At 55.5% G+C, this 20,553-nt stretch carries 20 protein-coding genes; all 20 read right to left on the minus strand.

Translation table 11 applies throughout. The features are described from left to right. Positions 1-7: 7 nt before the first annotated feature. Complete coding sequence (locus tag AALG83_04235; GenBank protein MEY8382360.1) at positions 8-1,312, minus strand: DUF512 domain-containing protein; 1,305 nt, start codon at positions 1,310-1,312, stop codon at positions 8-10. Beyond that, on the minus strand, positions 1,312-2,697 hold the full coding sequence (gene hslU / locus AALG83_04240; protein ID MEY8382361.1) for an ATP-dependent protease ATPase subunit HslU: 1,386 nt from the start codon (positions 2,695-2,697) through the stop codon (positions 1,312-1,314). Before hslU ends, AALG83_04235 begins: the two co-directional genes overlap by 1 nt. A 2-nt stretch (positions 2,698-2,699) precedes the next feature. Then, positions 2,700-3,236 (minus strand): ATP-dependent protease subunit HslV, encoded by a 537-nt coding sequence (hslV, locus tag AALG83_04245; GenBank protein MEY8382362.1) that lies wholly within the window; start codon positions 3,234-3,236, stop codon positions 2,700-2,702. 12 nt (positions 3,237-3,248) lie between these two features. Beyond that, positions 3,249-4,562, minus strand: coding sequence for a methylenetetrahydrofolate--tRNA-(uracil(54)-C(5))-methyltransferase (FADH(2)-oxidizing) TrmFO (trmFO, locus tag AALG83_04250; protein ID MEY8382363.1), 1,314 nt, complete (start codon positions 4,560-4,562; stop codon positions 3,249-3,251). Further along, positions 4,552-6,636, minus strand: coding sequence for a type I DNA topoisomerase (gene topA, locus AALG83_04255; GenBank protein ID MEY8382364.1), 2,085 nt, complete (start codon positions 6,634-6,636; stop codon positions 4,552-4,554). The genes trmFO and topA overlap by 11 nt, the downstream gene beginning before the upstream one ends. Before the next feature lie 246 nt (positions 6,637-6,882). Continuing rightward, complete coding sequence (gene dprA, locus AALG83_04260) at positions 6,883-7,989, minus strand: DNA-processing protein DprA (GenBank protein MEY8382365.1); 1,107 nt, start codon at positions 7,987-7,989, stop codon at positions 6,883-6,885. Further along, positions 7,986-9,521, minus strand: coding sequence for a YifB family Mg chelatase-like AAA ATPase (locus tag AALG83_04265; GenBank protein MEY8382366.1), 1,536 nt, complete (start codon positions 9,519-9,521; stop codon positions 7,986-7,988). The genes dprA and AALG83_04265 overlap by 4 nt, the downstream gene beginning before the upstream one ends. 11 nt (positions 9,522-9,532) lie before the next feature. After that, on the minus strand, positions 9,533-9,922 hold the full coding sequence (locus AALG83_04270) for a GtrA family protein (GenBank protein ID MEY8382367.1): 390 nt from the start codon (positions 9,920-9,922) through the stop codon (positions 9,533-9,535). Positions 9,923-9,933: 11 nt separating this feature from the next. Further along, positions 9,934-13,728 carry a phospholipid carrier-dependent glycosyltransferase gene (locus tag AALG83_04275; GenBank protein ID MEY8382368.1) on the minus strand — a complete coding sequence of 1,265 codons (3,795 nt, stop codon included), beginning with the start codon at positions 13,726-13,728 and terminating at the stop codon, positions 9,934-9,936. Further along, positions 13,725-14,096, minus strand: coding sequence for a YraN family protein (locus AALG83_04280; protein ID MEY8382369.1), 372 nt, complete (start codon positions 14,094-14,096; stop codon positions 13,725-13,727). The genes AALG83_04275 and AALG83_04280 overlap by 4 nt, the downstream gene beginning before the upstream one ends. Continuing rightward, complete coding sequence (locus tag AALG83_04285) at positions 14,086-14,691, minus strand: ribonuclease HII (protein ID MEY8382370.1); 606 nt, start codon at positions 14,689-14,691, stop codon at positions 14,086-14,088. Before AALG83_04285 ends, AALG83_04280 begins: the two co-directional genes overlap by 11 nt. A gap of 40 nt (positions 14,692-14,731) precedes the next feature. Beyond that, on the minus strand, positions 14,732-15,601 hold the full coding sequence (gene ylqF, locus AALG83_04290) for a ribosome biogenesis GTPase YlqF (protein ID MEY8382371.1): 870 nt from the start codon (positions 15,599-15,601) through the stop codon (positions 14,732-14,734). Positions 15,602-15,605: 4 nt separating this feature from the next. Beyond that, positions 15,606-16,394 carry a DUF4111 domain-containing protein gene (locus tag AALG83_04295; GenBank protein MEY8382372.1) on the minus strand — a complete coding sequence of 263 codons (789 nt, stop codon included), beginning with the start codon at positions 16,392-16,394 and terminating at the stop codon, positions 15,606-15,608. A 133-nt stretch (positions 16,395-16,527) separates the two neighbouring features. After that, entirely contained in the window at positions 16,528-16,869 is a 342-nt protein-coding gene (gene rplS, locus AALG83_04300; protein MEY8382373.1) for a 50S ribosomal protein L19, read from the minus strand. A gap of 209 nt (positions 16,870-17,078) precedes the next feature. Then, a complete protein-coding gene (gene trmD / locus AALG83_04305) occupies positions 17,079-17,858 on the minus strand; it encodes a tRNA (guanosine(37)-N1)-methyltransferase TrmD (protein MEY8382374.1) in 780 nt (259 codons plus the stop codon). Further along, entirely contained in the window at positions 17,821-18,339 is a 519-nt protein-coding gene (gene rimM / locus AALG83_04310; protein MEY8382375.1) for a ribosome maturation factor RimM, read from the minus strand. The genes trmD and rimM overlap by 38 nt, the downstream gene beginning before the upstream one ends. Before the next feature lie 3 nt (positions 18,340-18,342). After that, positions 18,343-18,570 carry a KH domain-containing protein gene (locus AALG83_04315; protein ID MEY8382376.1) on the minus strand — a complete coding sequence of 76 codons (228 nt, stop codon included), beginning with the start codon at positions 18,568-18,570 and terminating at the stop codon, positions 18,343-18,345. 21 nt (positions 18,571-18,591) lie between these two features. Next, the gene (gene rpsP, locus AALG83_04320; protein MEY8382377.1) at positions 18,592-18,831 is read right to left on the minus strand and encodes a 30S ribosomal protein S16; all 240 of its coding nucleotides are present in this window, start codon (positions 18,829-18,831) and stop codon (positions 18,592-18,594) included. 52 nt (positions 18,832-18,883) lie between these two features. Further along, positions 18,884-20,209: a signal recognition particle protein gene (gene ffh, locus AALG83_04325; GenBank protein MEY8382378.1), complete on the minus strand. Its 1,326-nt coding sequence runs from the start codon at positions 20,207-20,209 to the stop codon at positions 18,884-18,886. Next, a complete protein-coding gene (ylxM, locus tag AALG83_04330; GenBank protein ID MEY8382379.1) occupies positions 20,209-20,553 on the minus strand; it encodes a YlxM family DNA-binding protein in 345 nt (114 codons plus the stop codon). Before ylxM ends, ffh begins: the two co-directional genes overlap by 1 nt.

Raw genomic sequence — 20,553 nt, forward strand, 5'->3', positions numbered from 1 at the left:
TTTCTCCTTATGCTTCGCTGCCTGCAACCGCCCGGACGAACTCATATCCATCTGCGTTTTTGATGCAGGGCACTTTTAGTATATCACAAAATTCCGCAAAACTCATGTCGTCTAAAAAGACGTCTTCCCGATCCCGCAGCATTGTGGCCGAAAGCACCAGCCGCTCGCCCAGCTCCTTGCCCTCGAGCTGTCGGATGATGTCTCTGCCTGTGAGCAGCCCGGTTACAGTGATGCTGTGCCCGAAGAAATCGTTCAAAATGGGATATACATGGATTTTCACGCCCAGCTTCTCCTGGCACATCTCCGCCGCCGTGCGCAAAAACTGCGCCGCATCCACTCCCGTGGCAACCGAGACTTCCCGCAGCTTCGCCTTGCCCCGGAAATCCTCCAGCGCATCCTGCACTTCCCAGAGGAAGTTGCGCACCATGCCCACGCCGTCCTCCATCTGGGCGAACTCCTCATAAGCCTCATAGGGCGGCAGTTCCATCTCCGCCCGGATATACAGCTCGTCCGAGCAAAAGACAAAGCGCGTCCCCTGCTCCTCCAGCATCTTCTGCTGCCATCTCTCCGCAATCTGCAAAACGCCCCGGGCGGAATCCCGATCCATGGGCGTCAGCTGCGCCAGCCCTTCCCGGTGCCCCGTCAGCCCCAAGGGAACGATGGCCAAAGATTCGCAGGCCGGGTATAGCCCCGCCAGATCCGAGATGGTCTTTTCCAGCACTTTTCCATCGTTGAGCCCCGGGCAGCAGACGACCTGGCAGTTGAAGCAGATGCCCGCATCTTTGAGCCGCGTCAGCCTTTGCATAATGCCCCGGGCGCGCTCCTGGCCGATGAGATAGGAACGCAGATCGTCGTCCGTCGCGTGCACGGAAATATAGAGCGGCGAGGTCTTGCGTGCCAGAATGCGTTCAAACTCCGCATCCGAAACGTTGGTCAGCGTGATGTAGTTGCCCATGATAAAGCTCATGCGCCAATCATCGTCTTTGAAATAGAGCGTCTGCCGCATCCCTTTTGGCAGCTGATCCACGAAGCAGAAAACGCAGTGGTTTGCGCATCCCCGGCTCTTTCCCAGCCCGTCGCCCACAAACTCGATGCCCAGCGGCTCATACTCCTCTTTCTCGATCTCCGCCTCAAAAACACTGCCGTCTTTTTTGCGCACGGAAAGGAGCAGCTTTGCCTCTGCCTCGAAATACATGGAATCGATGCAGTCCCGCAAAACCTCTCCCCCCATATGCGTGATAACATCGCCCGGCTGGATGCCCAGCTGCTCTGCAATGCTTCCCTTTTGCACGCGCTCAACTTCTAATGCCATTATAAGATAAACTTGGAAATATTGCCCTCTTTGAGCTCTTTTCCAATGTGCTCCTTTACATATTCTCCGTTGACTTCCACTTCCACCGGCGGGAACACATCTCCCGCGTTAAAGGAAATATCCTCCAGCATATTCTCCACAATCGTATGAAGGCGCCGGGCGCCGATATTTTCCAGCGAAGCGTTGGCCTGCTCTGCATAGGCCGCAATCTCCTCCAGGGCATCTGCCGTAAAGCTCAGGTTGACACCGTCTGCCGAGAGCAGCGCCGCATATTGCTTGGTGATCGCGTTTTCAGTCTGGGAAAGAATCTTGACGAAATCCTCCCGGCGCAGAGCCTTGAGCTCCACGTGAATCGGGAAGCGCCCCTGAAGCTCTGGGATCAGATCGGATATTTTGGAGACGTGGAACGCCCCGGCCGCAATGAACAGCATGAAATCCGTCTTGACCGGGCCGTATTTGGTTACAACTGTGCTGCCTTCCACGATGGGCAGAATATCGCGCTGTACGCCCTCCCTGGAAATATCCGGGCCGGAGCCCATGGTCTTGCCCGCAATCTTGTCGATCTCATCCAGGAAGACGATGCCGTCCTGCTCCGCCCGCTCGATAGCCGTGCTGGTTACTTCGTCCATATCGATGAGCTTATCTGCCTCTTCGGCCTCCAAGATCTTGCGCGCCTCCCGGATGGGAAGCTTGCGCGTCTTGGTCTTTTTGGGCAGAATGCCAGAAAACATCTCTCCCATGTTGATCTCCGTGCCCATCCCAGCGATTTCAATGCCAATGCCGCCGCTGTCCTCCACTTCGATCTCCACAACCGTCTCATCCAGCTGTCCGGCTTTTAAGCGGTAGGCCGTCTCCTCCCGGCGGCTCATGCGCTGGGCGCGCTGTTCTTCGGTCTCTGCAGGCTCTGCCGGCGCTTTGGGGCCGCCCAGCAGCATCTGGAAGGGGTTTTGCGGCTGGGGCGCGGCCTTTCCATCTGCCAGCAGCAAATCCAGCAGCCGCTCCTGCGCGTTGGCCGCCGCCTTTTCCTGCACGCTCTCTCTGCGGTCCTTTTTCACAATCCGAATGGATTCCTCCACAAGATCCCGCACGATGCTCTCCACGTCCCTGCCCACATAGCCCACTTCCGTGAACTTTGTCGCCTCGACTTTGATAAACGGCGCATTCACCAGCTTTGCCAGCCGCCGGGCAATCTCGGTCTTGCCCACGCCCGTCGGGCCGGACATGATGATATTCTTGGGCGTGATCTCTTCCCGCATTTCCGGGGAAAGCCGGCTTCTGCGGTAGCGGTTGCGCAGTGCGATGGCAACTGCCTTCTTTGCCTCCCCCTGCCCAATGATGTATTTATCTAGCTGCTCTACAATCTCTCTTGGTGTCAATGCGATCATGCCTAAACCTCCTCAATGGTGATATTGCCGTTGGTATAGACGCAGATCTCCGAGGCGATCTCCATGGCCTTTTTTGCCACCTCTGCCGCGGGCAAATCCGTGTTGCGCACCAGCGCCGTCGCCGCGGCATAGGCGAAGTTGCCGCCCGAACCGATAGCCAGAACGCCTTCGTCCGGCTCGATCACTTCCCCTGTCCCCGAAACCAGCAGCATCTCATCCTTATCCGCCGCAATGAGCATGGCCTCCAGTTTTCTCATCATCTTATCACTGCGCCATTCCTGCGCCAGCTCCACGGCCGCCCGGGAAAGGCTGCCGCCGTATTGCTCCAGCTTCGCCTCAAAGCGCTCGGAAAGCGTAAACGCATCCGCCACAGAGCCCGCAAAGCCCACGACCACCTTGCCGTCGTATAGCCTGCGCACCTTTTTGGCGTGATGCTTCATCACGGTGTGCTCTCCCATCGTTACCTGGCCATCCCCGGCCAGCGCGCATTTGCCGTCTTTGCGAATCCCGACGATTGTCGTCGCCTCAAATAATCCCATTGTTATCTTCTCCTATTTCGCCAGCCCCTCTGCCCATCCGCGCACTTCCTCCAGCGCGCGCTGAGAGAGATAGGTATTTTTCTCTGCCTTTTTGCGGAACCGCTGCTCCGGCGGGTCGATGATGCCAAACGTGATGTTCATGGGCTGAAAATCTGCCGAAGGGCTGCTGCTGATATACCGCGCCAGCGCCCCCATCGCCGTTTTCCCCGAAAGAGCTGGCATCTGCCGCCCCTCTGCCTGAAATGCCGCCGCCAGCCCCGCGTAAAGCCCGCTGGCCGCCGATTCCACGTACCCCTCTACGCCCGTCATCTGCCCGGCAAAGAAGAGGTTTTCATCTGCCCGCAGGCGGTAAAATGCATCCAAAAGTTTAGGGGAGTTGAGGTAGGTGTTCTGGTGCATCACGCCAAACCGCGCAAACTCCGCCTGTTCCAGCCCCGGGATCATGGAGAAAACCCGCTTCTGTTCGCCAAATTTCAGGTGCGTCTGGAAGCCGACCAGGTTATACATGCGCCCAGCCTCATCCTCTTTTCTCAGCTGTACAACGGCATACGGCCGGGTGCCGTCCGGTGCCGTCAGGCCGACGGGCTTGAGCGGCCCAAAGAGCAGCGTCTGCTCGCCCCGCTTTGCCATCACTTCCACAGGCATGCACCCCTCGAAAACCTCCTGGCCTTCAAACCCATGCAGCTGTGCGCATTCCGCGGAAATCAGCGCCTGGTAAAAGCCCTGGTATTCCTCTTTTGTCATGGGGCAGTTTAAATAGTCATCCGTCCCTTTCCCATACCGGGAAGCCGCAAACACCTTCTCATAGTCCAAGCTGTCTCCCATGACGATAGGCGCCGCCGCATCGAAAAAGTGCAGCCGCTCTCCGCCAATTTTATCCGCAATCTCCTGGGAAAGCGCCTCCGAGGTCAGCGGGCCGCTGGCCACAATGATGATGCCCTCCAGCCCTTCCAGGCTGGCCACTTCCCCCTCATGCAGTGTAATTCTCGGGTTCTTTTTTATCTTACTCGTAATATAGTCGGAAAATGCCGTGCGATCCACGGCCAGCGCCCCGCCTGCCGGGACGCGCGTCCTATCCGCCGCCTCCATGATCAGCGAATCCAGCAGCCGCATCTCCTCTTTGAGCAGGCCGACGGCGTTCTCCAGCCGATCCGCCCGCAGAGAGTTTGAGCAGACTAACTCCGCAAACCCCGGATAGCGATGAGCCGGAGTATAACGCTCCGGCTTCATCTCATATAGCTCCACGGCGATGCCCCGCCGGGCGATCTGGTGCGCCGCCTCGCATCCCGCAAGGCCCGCGCCAATCACATGAATTTTATGCTTCATCTTTTGTCTGCCCTTTGCCCTTCTTCTGGTTGCTCGGGCAATTCTCATTGCCGCATTTCTTATAAGTCCCCCGACCGCGCTTTAAGACCATATAGCTCCCGCAAACCGGGCACTTCTCCTCCACCGGCATATCCCAGGAGACGAAATCGCAGTTTGGGTAATTGTCGCAGCCATAGAAGATCCTGCCCTTTTTCGAGCGCTTCTGCACCACCGTTCCCCCGCATTTGGGGCAGGGCGTTTTGATGGTGTTCTTGATGGCCTTGGTGTTTTTGCAGGTCGGATAATTCGGGCAGGCGATAAACTCGCCGAACCGGCCGCTTTTATAGACCATCTCCGCGCCGCAAAACTCGCAGATGATGCCCGCCGGGCGATCCGGAATTTTAACGTGTTCCACGCTTTGTTCGGCCTTTTCCAGCTCCTTTTCAAAGGGGCCGTAGAAATCGCCGACGATGCCCTTCCAGTCCTTGCCCTCGCTCTCGACGGTATCCAGCTTCTCTTCCATATCCGCCGTAAACTGAATATCGACGATATCCGGGAAATTCTTCTTCATGAGATCCGTAACGATCTCGCCAAGCTCTGTCGGCAAAAGCGCGCGCTTCTCTTTTTTGACGTATTCGCGGTCGAGGATCGTCGAGATCGTGGGCGCATAGGTGGAAGGCCGGCCGATGCCCAGCTCTTCCAGCGTCTTGACCAGGCTGGCCTCGGTATAGCGCGGCGGCGGAGAGGTGAAATTCTGCTTGGGGTCGATTTTAACCGGCTCGCAACGCTCTCCCTTGCCCATGGGCGGCATGGTTTTGTTCTGGCTTTCATCCTCTTCAACCTGGGTGTCATAAGCGGCCCGAAAACCGTTGAATACCATCTTGGAGAAAGTCGCCCGGAATTGGTATCCCTCCACTTCCAGCTCGTAAGACATATTCTCATACCGAGCCGGCGTCATCTGGCTGGCCAAAAAGCGCGAGTAAATCAGGTTATAGAGCTTATACTGATCCGCCGTCAGCTTATCCTTGATGCTGGCGGGCGTGCGGTGAATATAAGTCGGCCGAATCGCCTCGTGCGCATCCTGCGCGTTCTTGCGCCCGGCATAGATGTTGAACTTCTCCGGCGCATATTCCGCCCCATACTGCTTTATAATCTGCTCTTTTGCCGCCTGCTGGGCTTCAATGGCGATGCGGGTGGAATCTGTACGCATATAGGTGATCAGGCCAACCGTCTCGCTCTCGCTCAGCTTCACACCCTCATAGAGCCCCTGGGCAACTGCCATGGTGCGCTTGGTCGTAAAGCCCAGCTTTCTGGCCGCATCCTGCTGCAAGGTGCTGGTCGTAAAAGGCGCGAAAGGCCTGCGCTGTTTGGTTCCTTTTTTCGCGTTCGCAATCAGGAAGTCCTTTCCTTTGATTGCGTCTAAAATTTCCTGCGTCTCCTGCTGGCTGGCCGGAACCAGCTTTTTTCCCGCCTTTCCGTAAAAAGCGGCTTCAAACTGGTTGTTCCCCTGCATATCCGTCAGCAGAGCCGTGATCGTCCAATATTCCTGAGGCACAAAATCTCGGATCTCATTTTCCCGATCCACAATCAGCCGCACCGTAACCGACTGCACGCGCCCCGCCGAAAGCCCCCGGCGAACCTTTTGCCAAAGCAGCGGCGAAAGCTTGTAGCCCACCAGCCGATCCAGCACGCGCCGCGCCTGCTGTGCGTTGACGCGGTGCAGATCGATCTCCCTGGGGTTTTGAATCGCCCCGGTAACCGCCGCCTTTGTAATCTCGTTAAACTCGATGCGCCGAACATCCTTATCCGGATCGATCGCATTGGCAATATGCCAGGAAATCGCCTCGCCCTCCCGGTCCGGGTCGGTAGCGAGGTAAACCGTCTGCGCGGCATTTGCCTGCTTTTTCAGGTCGTTCAAAAGCGGCGTGCGCCCCCGGATGACGATATACTGCGGCTCAAAATTATTCTCAATATCCACGCCGATTTTGCTCTTGGGCAAATCGATGAGGTGCCCGTTGCTCGCTGTCACCTTAAAGCCCTCGCCCAAAAACTTCTCAATCGTTTTTGCCTTGGCCGGCGACTCCACAATCACCAGGTTATAAGGCTCTTTGCTCTCGGCACGCTTTCCAGCAGTTTTGGCCGCCGCTTTTTTGGGCTTTGCCGCCTTCTTTTTGGCGGGCGCCTTCTTTGCAGTTGTTTTCCCGGCGCCTGCCGCCCTGGCCGGCGCTTTTTTCGCCGCAGTTTTGGCCGCGGAAACCGCCGTCTCGTTTTCTTGTAACTTTGTTCTCGCCAAAATCCCTCTCCCCGGCAGGCCAGCACGCCCGCCTTCTTTTCTTCTATCTTATCCTTGCGCTATGGCATATCTATTTCCTGCCAACCGAACCACAAGCCCCTTCAGCTCCAATTTCATCAAAGCCAGAGAGAGCTCCTGCGGCCGTTTGCCCAGGCTGTCTGCAATCTGCTCTATCTCCATTTCGCCTTTCAAAAGCAGATTATACAGTTCCCCTTCTAAAAAATCAAGCCCCACAGGCGCGGAAATCTGGCCTTTGGGCGCTTTTGAAGCCTCCCAGCCATAAAAATTCAAAATATCGTTACTGCCAAGACAAACATACGCGCCATCCGCGATGAGCAGATTGGGCAGTTCATAGAGCGGGTTCATCGCCTCGGTGGGTAGCGCGAAAATATCTCGCCCCTCTTCTGCCGCCAGCCGCACCGTGATCTGCGCGCCGCTTTTGGCCCTGCCGTCGCCAACCAGAACACCCGGCACCATGCCGCTCATGATGCGGTTGCGCACAGGGAAGTTTCCCGGAAGCGGCGTCGTGCCCGGCTTATATTCGCTGATCACCGCGCCTCTCTGGCAAATCTGCTCGTAAATATCTTCATTCTCTCTTGGGTATACGACGTCGACGCCGCAGCCCAGCACGGCGATCGTCCTGCCGCCCTCTGCCTCCAGCGCGCCCCGATGCGCCGCCGAATCGATGCCGCGGGCCATGCCAGAGACGATGCACACGCCCGCCTCAGCCAGTTCCCGGGAAATCTGGCGGATGTTTGCCACGCCCTTGCGGGATGCCTCTCTGCTTCCCACAACTGCCAGCGCCCGCTCTCCCAGCACATCCAGGTTTCCCCTATAGTAGAGCATAGCCGGCGGAGCGGCAATCTCCTTTAAAAGCTTGGGGTAGCCCGGGCTTATCATCGTGCAGAGGCCAATCCCGGCCCGCTCCAATTCCTCCAGTTCCTGCTCCAAAAGCTCCCGGTTTGCCCGATCCTTCAGGCTCTTTGCCATGTTCGGCGAGAGCCCAAAAACTTCTAAGCTTCTTCCCCGCGCTGCCCGCTCGAAAAGCTCCGCAAAATCCAGCTCCTGGCCGGCCAAAGCCAAAATCCGCTTGGCGCCAAAGCGCGGCGTGCTGGCCAGCCAATACCAGTAAAACTCATAACCGCCCAGCATCATGCCCCTCCTCCCCAATATTTGCGATCCATCGTGCGGTATTGAATTGCCTCGGCAATATGCTCCTCGCGGATGCTCTGCTCCCCGGCAAGATCTGCAATGGTGCGCGCAACCATCAAGATGCGCTTATACGACCGCGCGCTCATGTTCAGCGCCGTAAACGCCGCTTTGAGCAGCTCGCTTGCCTGCTTTCCTATCGCGCAGTGCCGCTCAAAAGCCTCTCCAAATAACTGGCTGTTGGAAAAAATGCTGCTTCCGGCCAGGCGCTCCTTTTGCAGTGCCCGCGCCGCATTGACTCTCCGGCGAACCGCCTGCGAATCTTCCGGTGCCGGGGCCGTATGCAGTTCCTCATATTTGGGCCGCGCAACCTCTACATGCAGATCGATGCGGTCCAAAAGCGGCCCGCTGATGCGGGCAAGATATCTGGAAATCTGGTAGGGCGTGCAGGTGCAGGGCCGCTCGGGATCGCCGTAGTTGCCGCAAGGGCAGGGGTTCATGGATGCGACCAGCATAAACCGCGCCGGATATTCCACTTTTGCATTCACCCGCGCCACGGATACAAACCCATCTTCGATAGGCTGGCGCAGTGCTTCCAGCGCCTCCCGGCGGAACTCGGGCAGCTCGTCCAGAAACAGAACGCCGCCATGCGCCAGGCTCACCTCTCCCGGCCTCGCCCGCGTCCCGCCGCCAGTCAGCGCGGCAGTCGAGGCCGAATGGTGCGGGCTGCGGTACGGCCGCTCGCAGAGAATGCCGCTCTCCCGCAGTTCTCCCGCGACAGAGTGGATTTTTGTTACCTCCAGCGCCTCCTCAAAGGTGAGATCCGGCAGAATCGTGGGAAGCGCCCGAGCAAGCATGGTTTTTCCCGAGCCAGGCGGCCCGATCAGCAGCGCGTTGTGCCCGCCTGCGGCGGCAATCTCCATCGCCCGCTTGGCGTTTTGCTGCCCCTTAATCTCGCGGAAATCCACGCCCTCTCTCCTGCCCTGCTTCTTGCCAAACTTGGCAGGCCGCGCAAATTCCGCCGAAACCGTTCCTTCCAAAATCTCGGTCAGTTCGGTCAGCGTGCCAACGCCCAGCACGCGCAGCCCCTCGACATATGCCGCCTCCACCGCATTTTCCCGCGGGACGACCATCGTCCGGATGCCCCTCTGCCGTGCGTCTATCGCCATAGGCAAAATCCCGTTGACCGGGCGAATCTGCCCGTCCAGCGAAAGCTCCCCAATAAAAGTAGCCCCGGAGAACTCCCGAAGCTCTGTCTGCCCGCTGGCTGCCAGCGTCCCAACGGCAATGGCTAAATCATAAATCGGCCCTTCTTTGCGCAAATCCGCCGGGGCCAGATTGACGACAATCCTGCCCTGCGGATACGTGAACCCGGAATTCTTCAGCGCCGCGCGCACGCGCTCCCTGCTCTCTTTGACGGCGGCATCCGGCAGGCCGACTGCCTCCCAGTGCGGAAGCCCCGGCGAGCAGTCCACTTCCACCATCACGGGGAATCCAGCCAGCCCGGCCAGCCCATAGCTTTTTACAGTTGCAAGCATCTATCCCCCTCCTATTCGTGAAATACCCAGAGCCGGTTGCCCAGGAAATTGGTGATAAAGGAAAAAAAACCGGAAAGAATGTAGGAAAGCCAGACGGGAATGCCAAAATTTTTGCTCATGATTCCCATCGCCCCCAGCGATACCCCCATGGAAACCAGGTTGACCACGGTAAACTTCCAGATGATGCCCCTCTGGCTTTGCGTCGTCTGAAAGGTGAAACGCCGGTTGGTAAAATAGCTGACGACCGCGCCGATGCAATAGGAAAGCGCCTTGCAAAGCATATAGTAAGCCGGGGCCAGCGCATACATCACCGCAAAGCTGCCCGCATCGGCCACCACCGCAATCTGCGTGCAAAGCCAGAATTTCAAAAGCTGCCAGAGTTCTTTTTTTCCTACTTTCATGCTCTTCTCCGCTACATCGGCCAGGTGGGCAGCCAGCGAATCGCCTCCAGCCACGCCTGCGGGACGACCATCCCCGTATTGGCAGGATAAAACGCCGCAAACGCCAGAACGCAAAGCGCCACAAACGCAATGCCAATGCCCTTTGCCCATTTGCCCTGCTGATCCAAATGCCGAATGGCATAGACGATCAGCAAGATCAAAAACGGCACAACTGCAAAATAATGGTAGATAAATACTTCTCTTGTAATAAAGAGCCAGGGTGCAAAGCCCGTGAGCGCCGCGATGATCACAAGCGGCATGGCTCGGTCTTTCTGCGAATCTTTTTTTCCGCGGCCTAGCAAATAGAGCACCGCCGCAATCCCGCCCCACCAAAGAATGGGGTTGCCCATGCACCAGAGCACGCCTTCCATCCCAGGCGCGGCATTCTGCGCCCAGAAGAAGAACACCGGGCGAATGCAGAGCGGCCAGGTATACGCCGCAGAGGAGTATGCGTGCACGGTATCCGGATCCAGATTACTATGATAGTTTAGCATATATTTCTGGTTTTCCCAAATTTCCTTCAGGCCATAGTCCCCGCCTGCCGCGCTGGCATAAGGCTGGTAGGAGGCACAGTAAACCAGCGCCGGAATGATCAGGAAAACCACGACGCAGAAGAGCAGCGTCAAGACCAGCTTTTTTGCAAAAGGCTTTGTAATCTCCTGCTGTTCCTTCTGTTTGGCGTATCGGTATTCCTGCACTCTCTGAAACACCGTGTAGAAAAAGAGCACACAAAGCCCAACCGCGGAATAAAGGCAGAGCCACTTTGTCGCCGCGCCCAGCGCAAAGAAAATGCCGCAAAGCCCCAGCGGGATCAGCGTTTTCCAGAGCTTTTCCCGGTTGAAATTCTTCTGCATATATTCATACATGAAGAAATACATCGCGATGATGAAGAAAATGCTGTAGCTGTCAATGGTCGAGATGCGCGTGAGCGAAAAATGCATATTGTCTGCCGCAAAAAGCAGCGCCGCAATGGCGGCATAGCGCGTGCGTCCAAAAATGTGCTTGGCAAAAACATAGAGCAGCGGCAGCATGGCAATGCCAAATACCGCTCCCATAAAGCGCCATCCAAACGGGTTAAAGCCAAACATCCGGATGCCCAGCGTGATGATCGCCTTGCCCAGCGGCGGGTGCGTGATCTCGTAGGGCGTATACCCTTCCAGATATTCATATGCCGTCCGGGCATGGTAGATCTCGTCGAAATACATATCCACCATATAGCTCGTGGTTACAGGCACCTGATCCTGCTCGTCGATGAGATAGGCCGCCTCCTGCTCGCTCTCCCCTTCCCGAAGAACTGCCGAGGTTATGGCAATTAACTCATCCGCCTCGTCCATCAGGCCAATCTCGCGGATCTCCATCTCCAGGCCCTGCTCTTTGACGATGAGAATATACTTCGCCTGCTGGCCGATATCGACGATCTGCCAGCGGAACATATTGCGGTACCGATGCGAGACAGTGCCCTTAGCGATCTCCGTAAACGCTTCTCCATCCATGGAAGTATAGATGCGCATATCGCCCTGCCCATAGCCGGCGTAGTATTTGAGCGTCTCAATATAATCCTGCTCCCCAAGCTCCAGCAGAATCTCGCAATTTTTGGTCGGCAAAGCGGCCGTCCGCGCCGGAATCACATGGCTCCCCAAATTCGTCAATGCGGCAACAGCATAAACCGCCGTAATCGCCAGCATGAGCAGATAGTCTTTCTTTTTCATTTTGCGCGCCGGATCCGGCTCGGCCTCCAGCCTGCGCTGGGCATCCTCCATCTTGCGCTCGGGCAGTGGCGTGAAAACCTCCTGCACAGGCGCCAGCGGGATGCGTTTGCCCGTCCAGATCTGGGCAATACCCTCTGCCACAAACCAGAGATATCCCGCCACTTCTGCCAGCGAAAGCAGGCGTATCAGCCAGTCGTAAACCCGGTCCGCGCCAAATTGCAGTACCAGATAGATATTCAGAAATCCGATCATGCAAAACACCGCGGCAGAAAGCAAAAGCCGCCGGTTATCCTTTTGCAGTGCGGCCAAAAGCGCCAGGCCAATCGCCAGAATGATATAGCGCTCGTGCATCATATGCCCGAAGGTGAAAATCCCTCCCAGCAGAATTGCCGAAAGCAAAAACAGATTTTCCCGCTCTCTGCGCCTCCAATAGAGGAAAGCGGTCAACAAAATTGTGAGGACGATGCCCGAGATCCCCAGCGTCCTAAAGGAAACCCCAAAGATCATCGCGCTCTGCGAGACAAAATTGCCCCCCAACAAAGCGCAGAAATTGAAGGCGTTCATAGAGGCATAATCATAGGAACCAGCCGTGTTCAGACAGCGCCGGATGGCATAGAGCGCATCCTGCTCCCCCATCATAGGCAGCGCCAAAGCGAGGTAGACCGCGCTCATAGCTGCAATGCAGCCCAAAACTCTTCCCGCTTTTTTCTTCCATTCCCCCCTGGTTCCAAACAGATCCAGCAGGACGACCACTCCAATGAGCGGCGCAACCAAAAGCGCCTGCGGCTTGAGCAGCAGCGCCAGCATCCAGTATGCGCTGGCCAGAATATGCCGCTTTTGCTGCAAATAGTAGATACAGCCGATCAGCGGCAGCAAAAAAATGCTGTCCACCTGCCCCCAGGCGGCGGAATTGAGAATCAGGAGCGGAGAGAAGAGCATCAGCGCTCCCGCGGCGGCGGCCAGATTTTTGCCAATGTGTTTGCCCGCAATGCGGTAAACCACATAGCCCAGCGCAATATCCGCCAAAATGGCAGGCAGGCGCGTGAGCAGTGTAAAGGCGGCAGAATCATATGCCAGCCCCAATAGATCTTTGAGCCAGCCGATCACATAAAGAACGTAAATATACGCCGGCGGGTAATCCGCGAACTGGCCGCTGGTGTAGAAGTTCGCCAGCCCGCCCTCATAAGCGGAAATCGCCCATCCTTTAAAACAGCGCATATCCGAGCCATGCCCCGGCTCGGCTTTTGCAATGGCAACGCGGTATAGAATCGCCACGGCCACCAAAAGAATCACGGCAAAATTCCTGCGGCAGTATTCCCCGATGCGCGCGCCAGCTCTTCCGGAAAGCAAAAAATACGCCGCCAGCATGACTATCACCGCAAAAAGCGCCGTTCCTATCTTATTATAATTGAAGTTTTTCGCGGAATAGACGGGCTCTGCCTCTTTCTCCGCCAGGTTCCCGATGATATCGCCGGCCTGCAAATCCACTCCCGCTCCCAGCGAGCCGATGAGCTGGTAAACCGTCTCGTCTGCCGGCTGTTCGCCAAGCTCCTGAATATTGACTGCCGAGATATAGACCGTCCCCTTGCTGGGCGCATCTTCAGATCCCAGGCCGACTCTTAAGATATATTCCTGCACGTCGTCCACATTCGTTTTGACGTATAGGCTTATCTTTTTCCATTGCTGGCCGGTCGTGTAAACGGCATCCGTCTGTGCGATCTGCCCGTAGAAATTGAGGTTGATCCCCGCGCCGCCTTCCGCATTGTCTGCCCAAATATCCGCGGTAATGCGGTAAGTCGTCTCCGGCTTTAAATCCACCCGCTTTGCCAGCAGAAGATGCCCCTGCTCTTTCAGCCTTAGCTTGGCCCAGTCCGATCCTTCGAACTGCGAGAGCTCCCCCGCGTTTGTAAAGACTGCCCATCCCTGCGGCAAGTCTCCCTCCCAGGAGAATTCCCCGCCGGCCTGCGCCATCGTAAAAGGCAAAATGAGCAGTAGCACCGTCAAAATCAAAGTCGTAAAAAATTTTCTTCTCGCCCGCATTCCTTGTCTCTCCGTCATATGCAGAGCTCTGCATTTTTGATATAGCTTAGTTTATGTTTCCCATCTTTGTCCAAAAGAATATCGATAATATCAAAGCGCATGGGCTTTTCCAGGATTCCCTGCCTGGCGGCATAAACCTGGGCCGTGCGCAGCAGCGCCTGCTGCTTCTTCCTATCAATCGCTTCGACCCCCACGCCAAATCTCTGGCTGGTGCGCGTTTTCACCTCGCAGAAAACATAGGTCTGCCCATCCAGCGCGACGATATCCAGCTCGCCGCCCCTTATTGTATAATTTCGACACAAGATCTTCATTCCCTGCCTTTGCAGGAAAAGCGCCGCCAGTTCCTCCCCCTGTCGCCCCAGCCGCTTTTTATAGTTATCTTGCACCCAGAATCCCTCCTAAAAAGCTCATGCGGTGAATCGGGCAGGGCCCCAGATCTCGGATCGCCTGAATATGCGCCTTTGTGCCATATCCCTTGTGCGCCGCAAAGCCATATCCCGGATATTTCTTGTCATATTCCTGCATTATCCGATCCCGCGTTACCTTGGCGATGATAGATGCCGCTGCGATGGAATAGACTTTCGCATCGCCTTTTTTGATGGCCTGATAGGGATAGGGCAAAGAAAGCCCGGTAATATAATCCGTGTAGAGCGCAAAAGGCTCCTCCAGCTGGCCGATTGCCTGCTCAAAGGCATGGCGGGCGGCGTTCAGGATGTTCACCCGCTCAATCTCTTCCACATCTACCACCCCAACGCCATAGCAAACCGCCCTTTCCATAATTTGATCATAGAGCACATCCCGCTTTTTTGGCGTGAGCTTTTTAGAATCGTCGATCCCTTCGATGAAAAAATCCGCGGGCATGATGCAGGCTGCCGCCACAACCGGCCCTGCCAGCGGCCCTCTGCCCGCTTCGTCTGCCCCGGCAATCCTCTGCCCTTTTTGCGCATATTCCAATTCCAACTGGTAAAATTCCCGATCCATCTGCCATCCTCACCGTTCCAGCGCCAGTTCCCCCGCCCGCCTATTCCTGCGGCGGAGCCTGCAAGGAAAACCGCCCGAGCTTGCCATTGCGAAATTCCTCCAGCAGCGTTTTTGCGCCGCGCTCATAATCGTACTCCCCGCCGCGCACCAAAAAGCCTCTTCTCCTGCAAATCTGCCCCAAAACATCCCAAGGGTCCTCCGCCAGCTCCTCCAGCTGATAGCGCTGTATCAATAGCTCCGGCTGCGCCTCCCGCAGCATGTCCACCAGATAAAACGCCATCTGCTCTTCATCCAGAATTTCCTGCCGCACACTGCCCAGCAGCGCAATGGCCGCCCCGGCCTTCTCATCCTGGATTTTGGGCCAGAGCATCCCGGGTGAATCCATCAGCTCCAAATAGGGCGTCAGCCGCACCCAGGAAAGCCCTCTGGTTACCCCCGGCTTATTGCCCTCCTTCAAGCGCTTTTCCCCAATCATGCGGTTCAAAATGGCCGATTTGCCCACGTTCGGGATCCCGCAGACCAGCAGGCGCAACGTCTTATTCATGCCGCGCTCTGCGGCGCGCTCCAAAAAAGGCTGGCCGAATGCCTCCAGCTTGGCCTGCAGCTGCCTGGGATTGCCTGTTGCCGCCGAAAAAGGCAGCGCCGCAATTCCCTGCCCCTCAAAATACCGCACCCATGCCTTTGTTACCGCCGGATCCGCCATATCTTCCTTGTTGAGCAGATAAAGCCTTCCCTTGGGCGCAAAGAGATCGTCAAAATCCGGGTTTTTGGTGTAAAGCGGCGCCCGGGCATCCAGCACTTCCGCCACAATATCAATCTGCTTCAGCTTTTCTTCCAAAGCGCGCCGCGCCTTGGTCATGTGCCCCGGATACCAGTTGATATTGATTTTGGCCGAATTTTTTTCTTTCATAAATCTATATCCCCATTTTATTCGTGTCTAAATAACCGTTGATTAAGTTTATGGATTCCCGGGCAAAGCCTCTCAGCTCTTCCGCATCATAGTGGTTGTTTGCATTGCCCATGTAATCCTCCATCGCCAGCCGAATCACATCACGATAGCGCGAATTCATATTTTCCAGCGCCCATTTGCCGCCGTCATATTTTGATAATGTCAGCCCTTCCTTTATCATTGCATAAAATCTGCACAAATTAAGAATACAGTAAACTGGATTGTCCAAAATTTCCTTTGCACAGCTCATCGTATCCTGATAATTGGAGTCTATCACATATTCCCTAGGAACTCTTGAAAAAACTTCCGTGGAAGGTTTCCCAAAGTCAAATTCCCTGTTCTCTACATTAATGACATTGAAATGACTTGCCAGATCCGGATCTGCCTTATCCTCGTCAGATAAAATGATATTTTGTTTATCAATATTCCCAGATACATGCATTTCATAAGGAATGGGGTGAACGATATTTTTGCAATGCTCTTCCAAAATGACGCTAAACTCACAGCCTTTTTGGGGAAACAGGCAAATATTCTCCAGCATCCTATTGCATATCATCTCTTTTGTGCTGTAATCTATTTTATGCTTTATAACAATAATGAAATCCAGATCCGATTGCTCCGGGTTGAAGCTTCCCAACCTTAATGAGCCATGAAAATATGCCCCAACGTAATTATCTGCCAATATCTCTTTCATCCATTCGTCGATATTCACCATCAACTGCTTTATCTGCATTTTTTCACCTTCCCTTCCCATAAATTTCTGTCGCTGATATGACGTATTCTCCCAGCGTCTTGGCCGCGCCTCTTCTCAGCCTCTCTTAAAATTTATACAGCGAATCCAGATTCTAAAAAAGGGATTATCCTCGCGGACAATCCCTTTTATCAGTTTATCTCTCTTTGATTCTTGCGGCCTTGCCGACTCTATCACGGAGATAGTAGAGTTTTGCTCTTCTGACTTTACCACTTCTGACTTTCTCGATGTGGTCAATCTTTGGCGAATGCAGAGGCAACACTCTCTCGACGCCGATGCCATAGCTGACGCGGCGCACAGTGATCGTCTCTCTTACGCCGCCACCCTGCCTAGCGATTAAATAGCCCTCAAAGACCTGTATTCTTTCTCTGTTGCCTTCTTTGATTTTCAGATGCACACGGAGAAGATCGCCTATTTCCAGCTCGGGTAGATCAGAGCGAAGCTGAGAATCTTCAACAAATTTCACTAAATCCTGCATACTTGCTTCCTCCTTCCTTTTACCGGCGTTCATGCCCTATTGGCAGCGGACCACCTCTCATACAAACATTGGTATTATATCATACCTCATCTTGCCATTGCAAGCATCTTTCCTATTTTTTTGGAATTTCCGCATTTTTCGCCGCCGCTTCTTCCGGCCGGAAGGCTCCTCCGAAATATAGACTTCCTTTCTCCCGCCAGCAAGCGATTTTAAAGCTCATCCTCCAGCCCGCCTTTTGCCAGCGCTCTGCGCTCTTCCGGCGTCAGGTTCGCCTTCTCCAGCAGATCCGGCCTGTTTTTCGCCGTCTTTTCAATGGCCTTTTTTCTCTGCCATGCCAGGATATTCGCATGATGCCCGGAAAGCAAAACCTCCGGCGTCTGCATCCCGCGGAACTCTGCCGGCCGGGTATACTGCGGGTATTCCAGCAGGCCGTCAAAGGAAAAGGATTCTCCCTTTGCACTTTGTTCGTTGCCCAGCACCCCCGGCACATGCCGCATGACGCAGTCCATCAGCACCATAGCCGGCAGCTCTCCGCCCGTCAGCACATAATCACCGATGGAGATCTCCTGGTCTATTTTGGCATCCAGGATGCGCTGATCCACGCCCTCGTAATGGCCGCATAGGATGTTGATCTCCTCATACTCCGCCAGCTCCGCCGCCAGCTTTTGGTCCAGCACTTTCCCCGCCGGAGATAGATATAGGTTGATTTTCTTCTTTCCCTGCTGGTTTTGCTCGATGGCCTCAAAGCAGTCAAATACGCTCTGGGGCGCGATGAGCATCCCGGCCCCGCCGCCAAAAGGCGCATCGTCTACTCTCCTATGCTTGTCCAGCGTGTAATCCCGGAAGTTATGCAGAGAAACTGCGATATGCCCCGCGTCCAGCGCGCGCTTGCAAATGCTGGCCCTCAGAAAGGATTCAAACATTTCGGGAAAAATCGTGAGAATATGGAAATTAGTCATATAGCACAACCTCTGCCAGGCGCGCCGCATCCACGACGATTTTGCCCTCCTCCGGGCTCTTTTTCAGGATGACGCCGGGGGCCGCCGGAAACATCATGCCGCCCCTGGGGCCAGAAGCCCGGTAAACGTCCACTCCGCCGGCAATCTGCATGATCTCCTGAATCCCGCCCAGCTCATTGCCTTGCTCATCTAAAATGCGAAGGCCGATTAAATCGGCAATATAGCAGGCGCCTTCCTCCAGCGGAACAGCATTTTCCCGGTCAATATAGAGCCTTTTCCCGCGCAGCAGCTCTGCCGCATTGCGGTCCTCCGTCCCCTCCAGCTTGAGAAAAGCAAATTCCTTATAGACCCGCGCGCTCTGCACCCCGCGCTTCTCATAGTTCTTCCCATTTTTCAGGAATACATGAGAAAGAGCGCCGAAGCGCTCTAAATCATCTGTGTAGGGGCGCAGCTTAATCTCCCCTCGGATGCCTTGGGGCTTCAGCACTTGTCCCAGTTCAAAATAATCCATGAACTACACGATCTCCACAGTGTATTTTTTGCCCGTCCGCGCCGAAGCCGCCTTGACGACTGTGCGGATGGCCTTGGCGATGCGCCCCTGCTTGCCGATCACCTTGCCCATATCGCTCTCCGCGACATTCAGCTCGATGACGACGCTGTCGCCCTCCTCCTTTTCGCTGACGCGAACCGCAGAAGGATCTTCCACCAGGGATTTCGCCAAAAATTCTACCAGTTCCAACATCATGGCCGTTTCCTTCCAGGCTTACTGAATCGCGCCGTTTTTCTTGAGCAGCGCGCGAACGGTATCCGTGGGCTGAGCGCCCTTCTTCACCCACTCTGCCGCCTTGTCATTGTCCAGCTTGAGCTCTTTGTTCATGGGGTTGTAGTAGCCCAGCTCCTCGATGAAGCGGCCGTCTCTGGGGCTTCTGCTGTCTGCCACAACAATGCGGTAGAACGGATTCTTCTTTGCGCCCATTCTCTTAAATCTAATCTTTACTGCCATAATTTTTCTCCTCTTCTTTCACGTCGTGAAATTAAAATTATCTGAAGGCCACCTAAAACGGCAGGCCCATCATGCCTTTTCTGCGCTTCTTGCCTTTGCCCGTCATCATCTTCATCATCTTTTTCATCTGCTCAAACTGGTTAAGCAGCCGGTTGACGTCCTGCACGCTGGTGCCGCTGCCGGCGGCAATGCGCTTTCTGCGGCTGCCGTTGATGATGGACGGCTCTTCCCGCTCGGCGTTGGTCATGGAAGTGATGATGGCTTCCGTGCGCTTTAACTGCTTCTCATCGATGCTGGCGCCTGCCAGCTTGCTGCCCCCAGGCAGCATACCCAAAATATCCTCCATTGAGCCCATCTTGGAAACCTGCCGCATCTGCTCCAGAAAATCGTTCAGATTCAGCTTCTGCGAGCGGATCTTCTGCTCCAGCTCCCGGGCCTGCTTTTCATCGAAATTCTGCTCTGCCTTTTCGATGAGGCTCATCACGTCACCCATGCCCAAAATGCGGCTGGCCATGCGATCCGGGTAGAACGGCTCCAAATCCGTCAGCTTCTCGCCTGTGCCCACAAACTTGATGGGCTTTCCCGTAACGTCTTTGACCGACAGCGCCGCACCGCCCCGGGTGTCGCCGTCCGTTTTTGTCAGGATCACGCCCGTCAGCTCCACCTGCTCATTAAAGGCCTTTGCCGCGTTGACGGCGTCTTGCCCCGTCATCGCATCGATCACCAGCAAAACCTCCGTCGGGTTCGCCGTTTTCCGCAGCTCGGTCAGCTCGCTCATCATCTGCTCATCGATGTGCAGCCGCCCTGCCGTATCCACGATCAGAATATCGCAGCCTTTATTTTTGCATTCCTTCAGCGCTTCTTTGTAAATCTTGGATGGGTTTTGCTGCCCCATCTCAAATACCGGAACTTCCGCCTGCCCGCCCACAACTTTGAGCTGATCGATGGCCGCCGGCCTGTATATATCGCATGCCACCAGCATCGGCTTTTTGCCCAGCTTCTTAAAATGCAGGCCAAGCTTGCCGCACATGGTCGTCTTGCCCGCGCCCTGAAGGCCGGCCATCAAGATCACCGTCGGCGGTGCAGGCGCGAATTTCACTTCGGAAATCTGCCCGCCCAGCAGGCTCACCAGCTCGTCGCGGACGATTTTGATCACCTGCTGCCCTGGCGTCAGGCTCTCCAGAACCTGGCTGCCCACGGCCTTTTCCGAAACCGCCTTGACGAATTTTTTGACGACCAGGAAGTTGACATCCGCCTCCAAAAGCGCCAGCTTGACTTCCCGCATGGCCGCCTTAATATCCGCCTCAGAAAGCTTTCCTCGGCGCGTCAGTTTATCGAAAACATTTTGAAGTTTTTCTGCCAGCCCTTCAAATGCCACTAGCTATCCCCCCATACCGCTCGGATGTGTTCCACTTGCTCCAGCAGCTGCCGCTCACTCTGAGCGCCCTTTGCCAGGCGTTCCATTTCCTGCGCCGCCGCCATGCAAACCCGATATTTCTCCAGCATCCCCAGCTTCTGTTCCATCTGCTCCAGATGCTTTTCCGCCCTTCGGATGCTGTCCAGCGCTGCCTGGCGGGAAATCCTCTGGTTCTCCGCAATTTCCGAGAGAGAAAGATCTTCGTTATAATATAGCTCCATCACTTCCCTCTGCTTGCCCGTCAGCGTCTGTCCGTAAAAATCCAGCAGCAGGGAAGGCGTTACTTCCTTTTTCAACTCTATCAT

Source organism: Christensenellaceae bacterium 44-20, assembly GCA_041223705.1.
Taxonomy (GTDB): Bacteria; Bacillota; Clostridia; order Christensenellales; family Christensenellaceae; genus QANA01.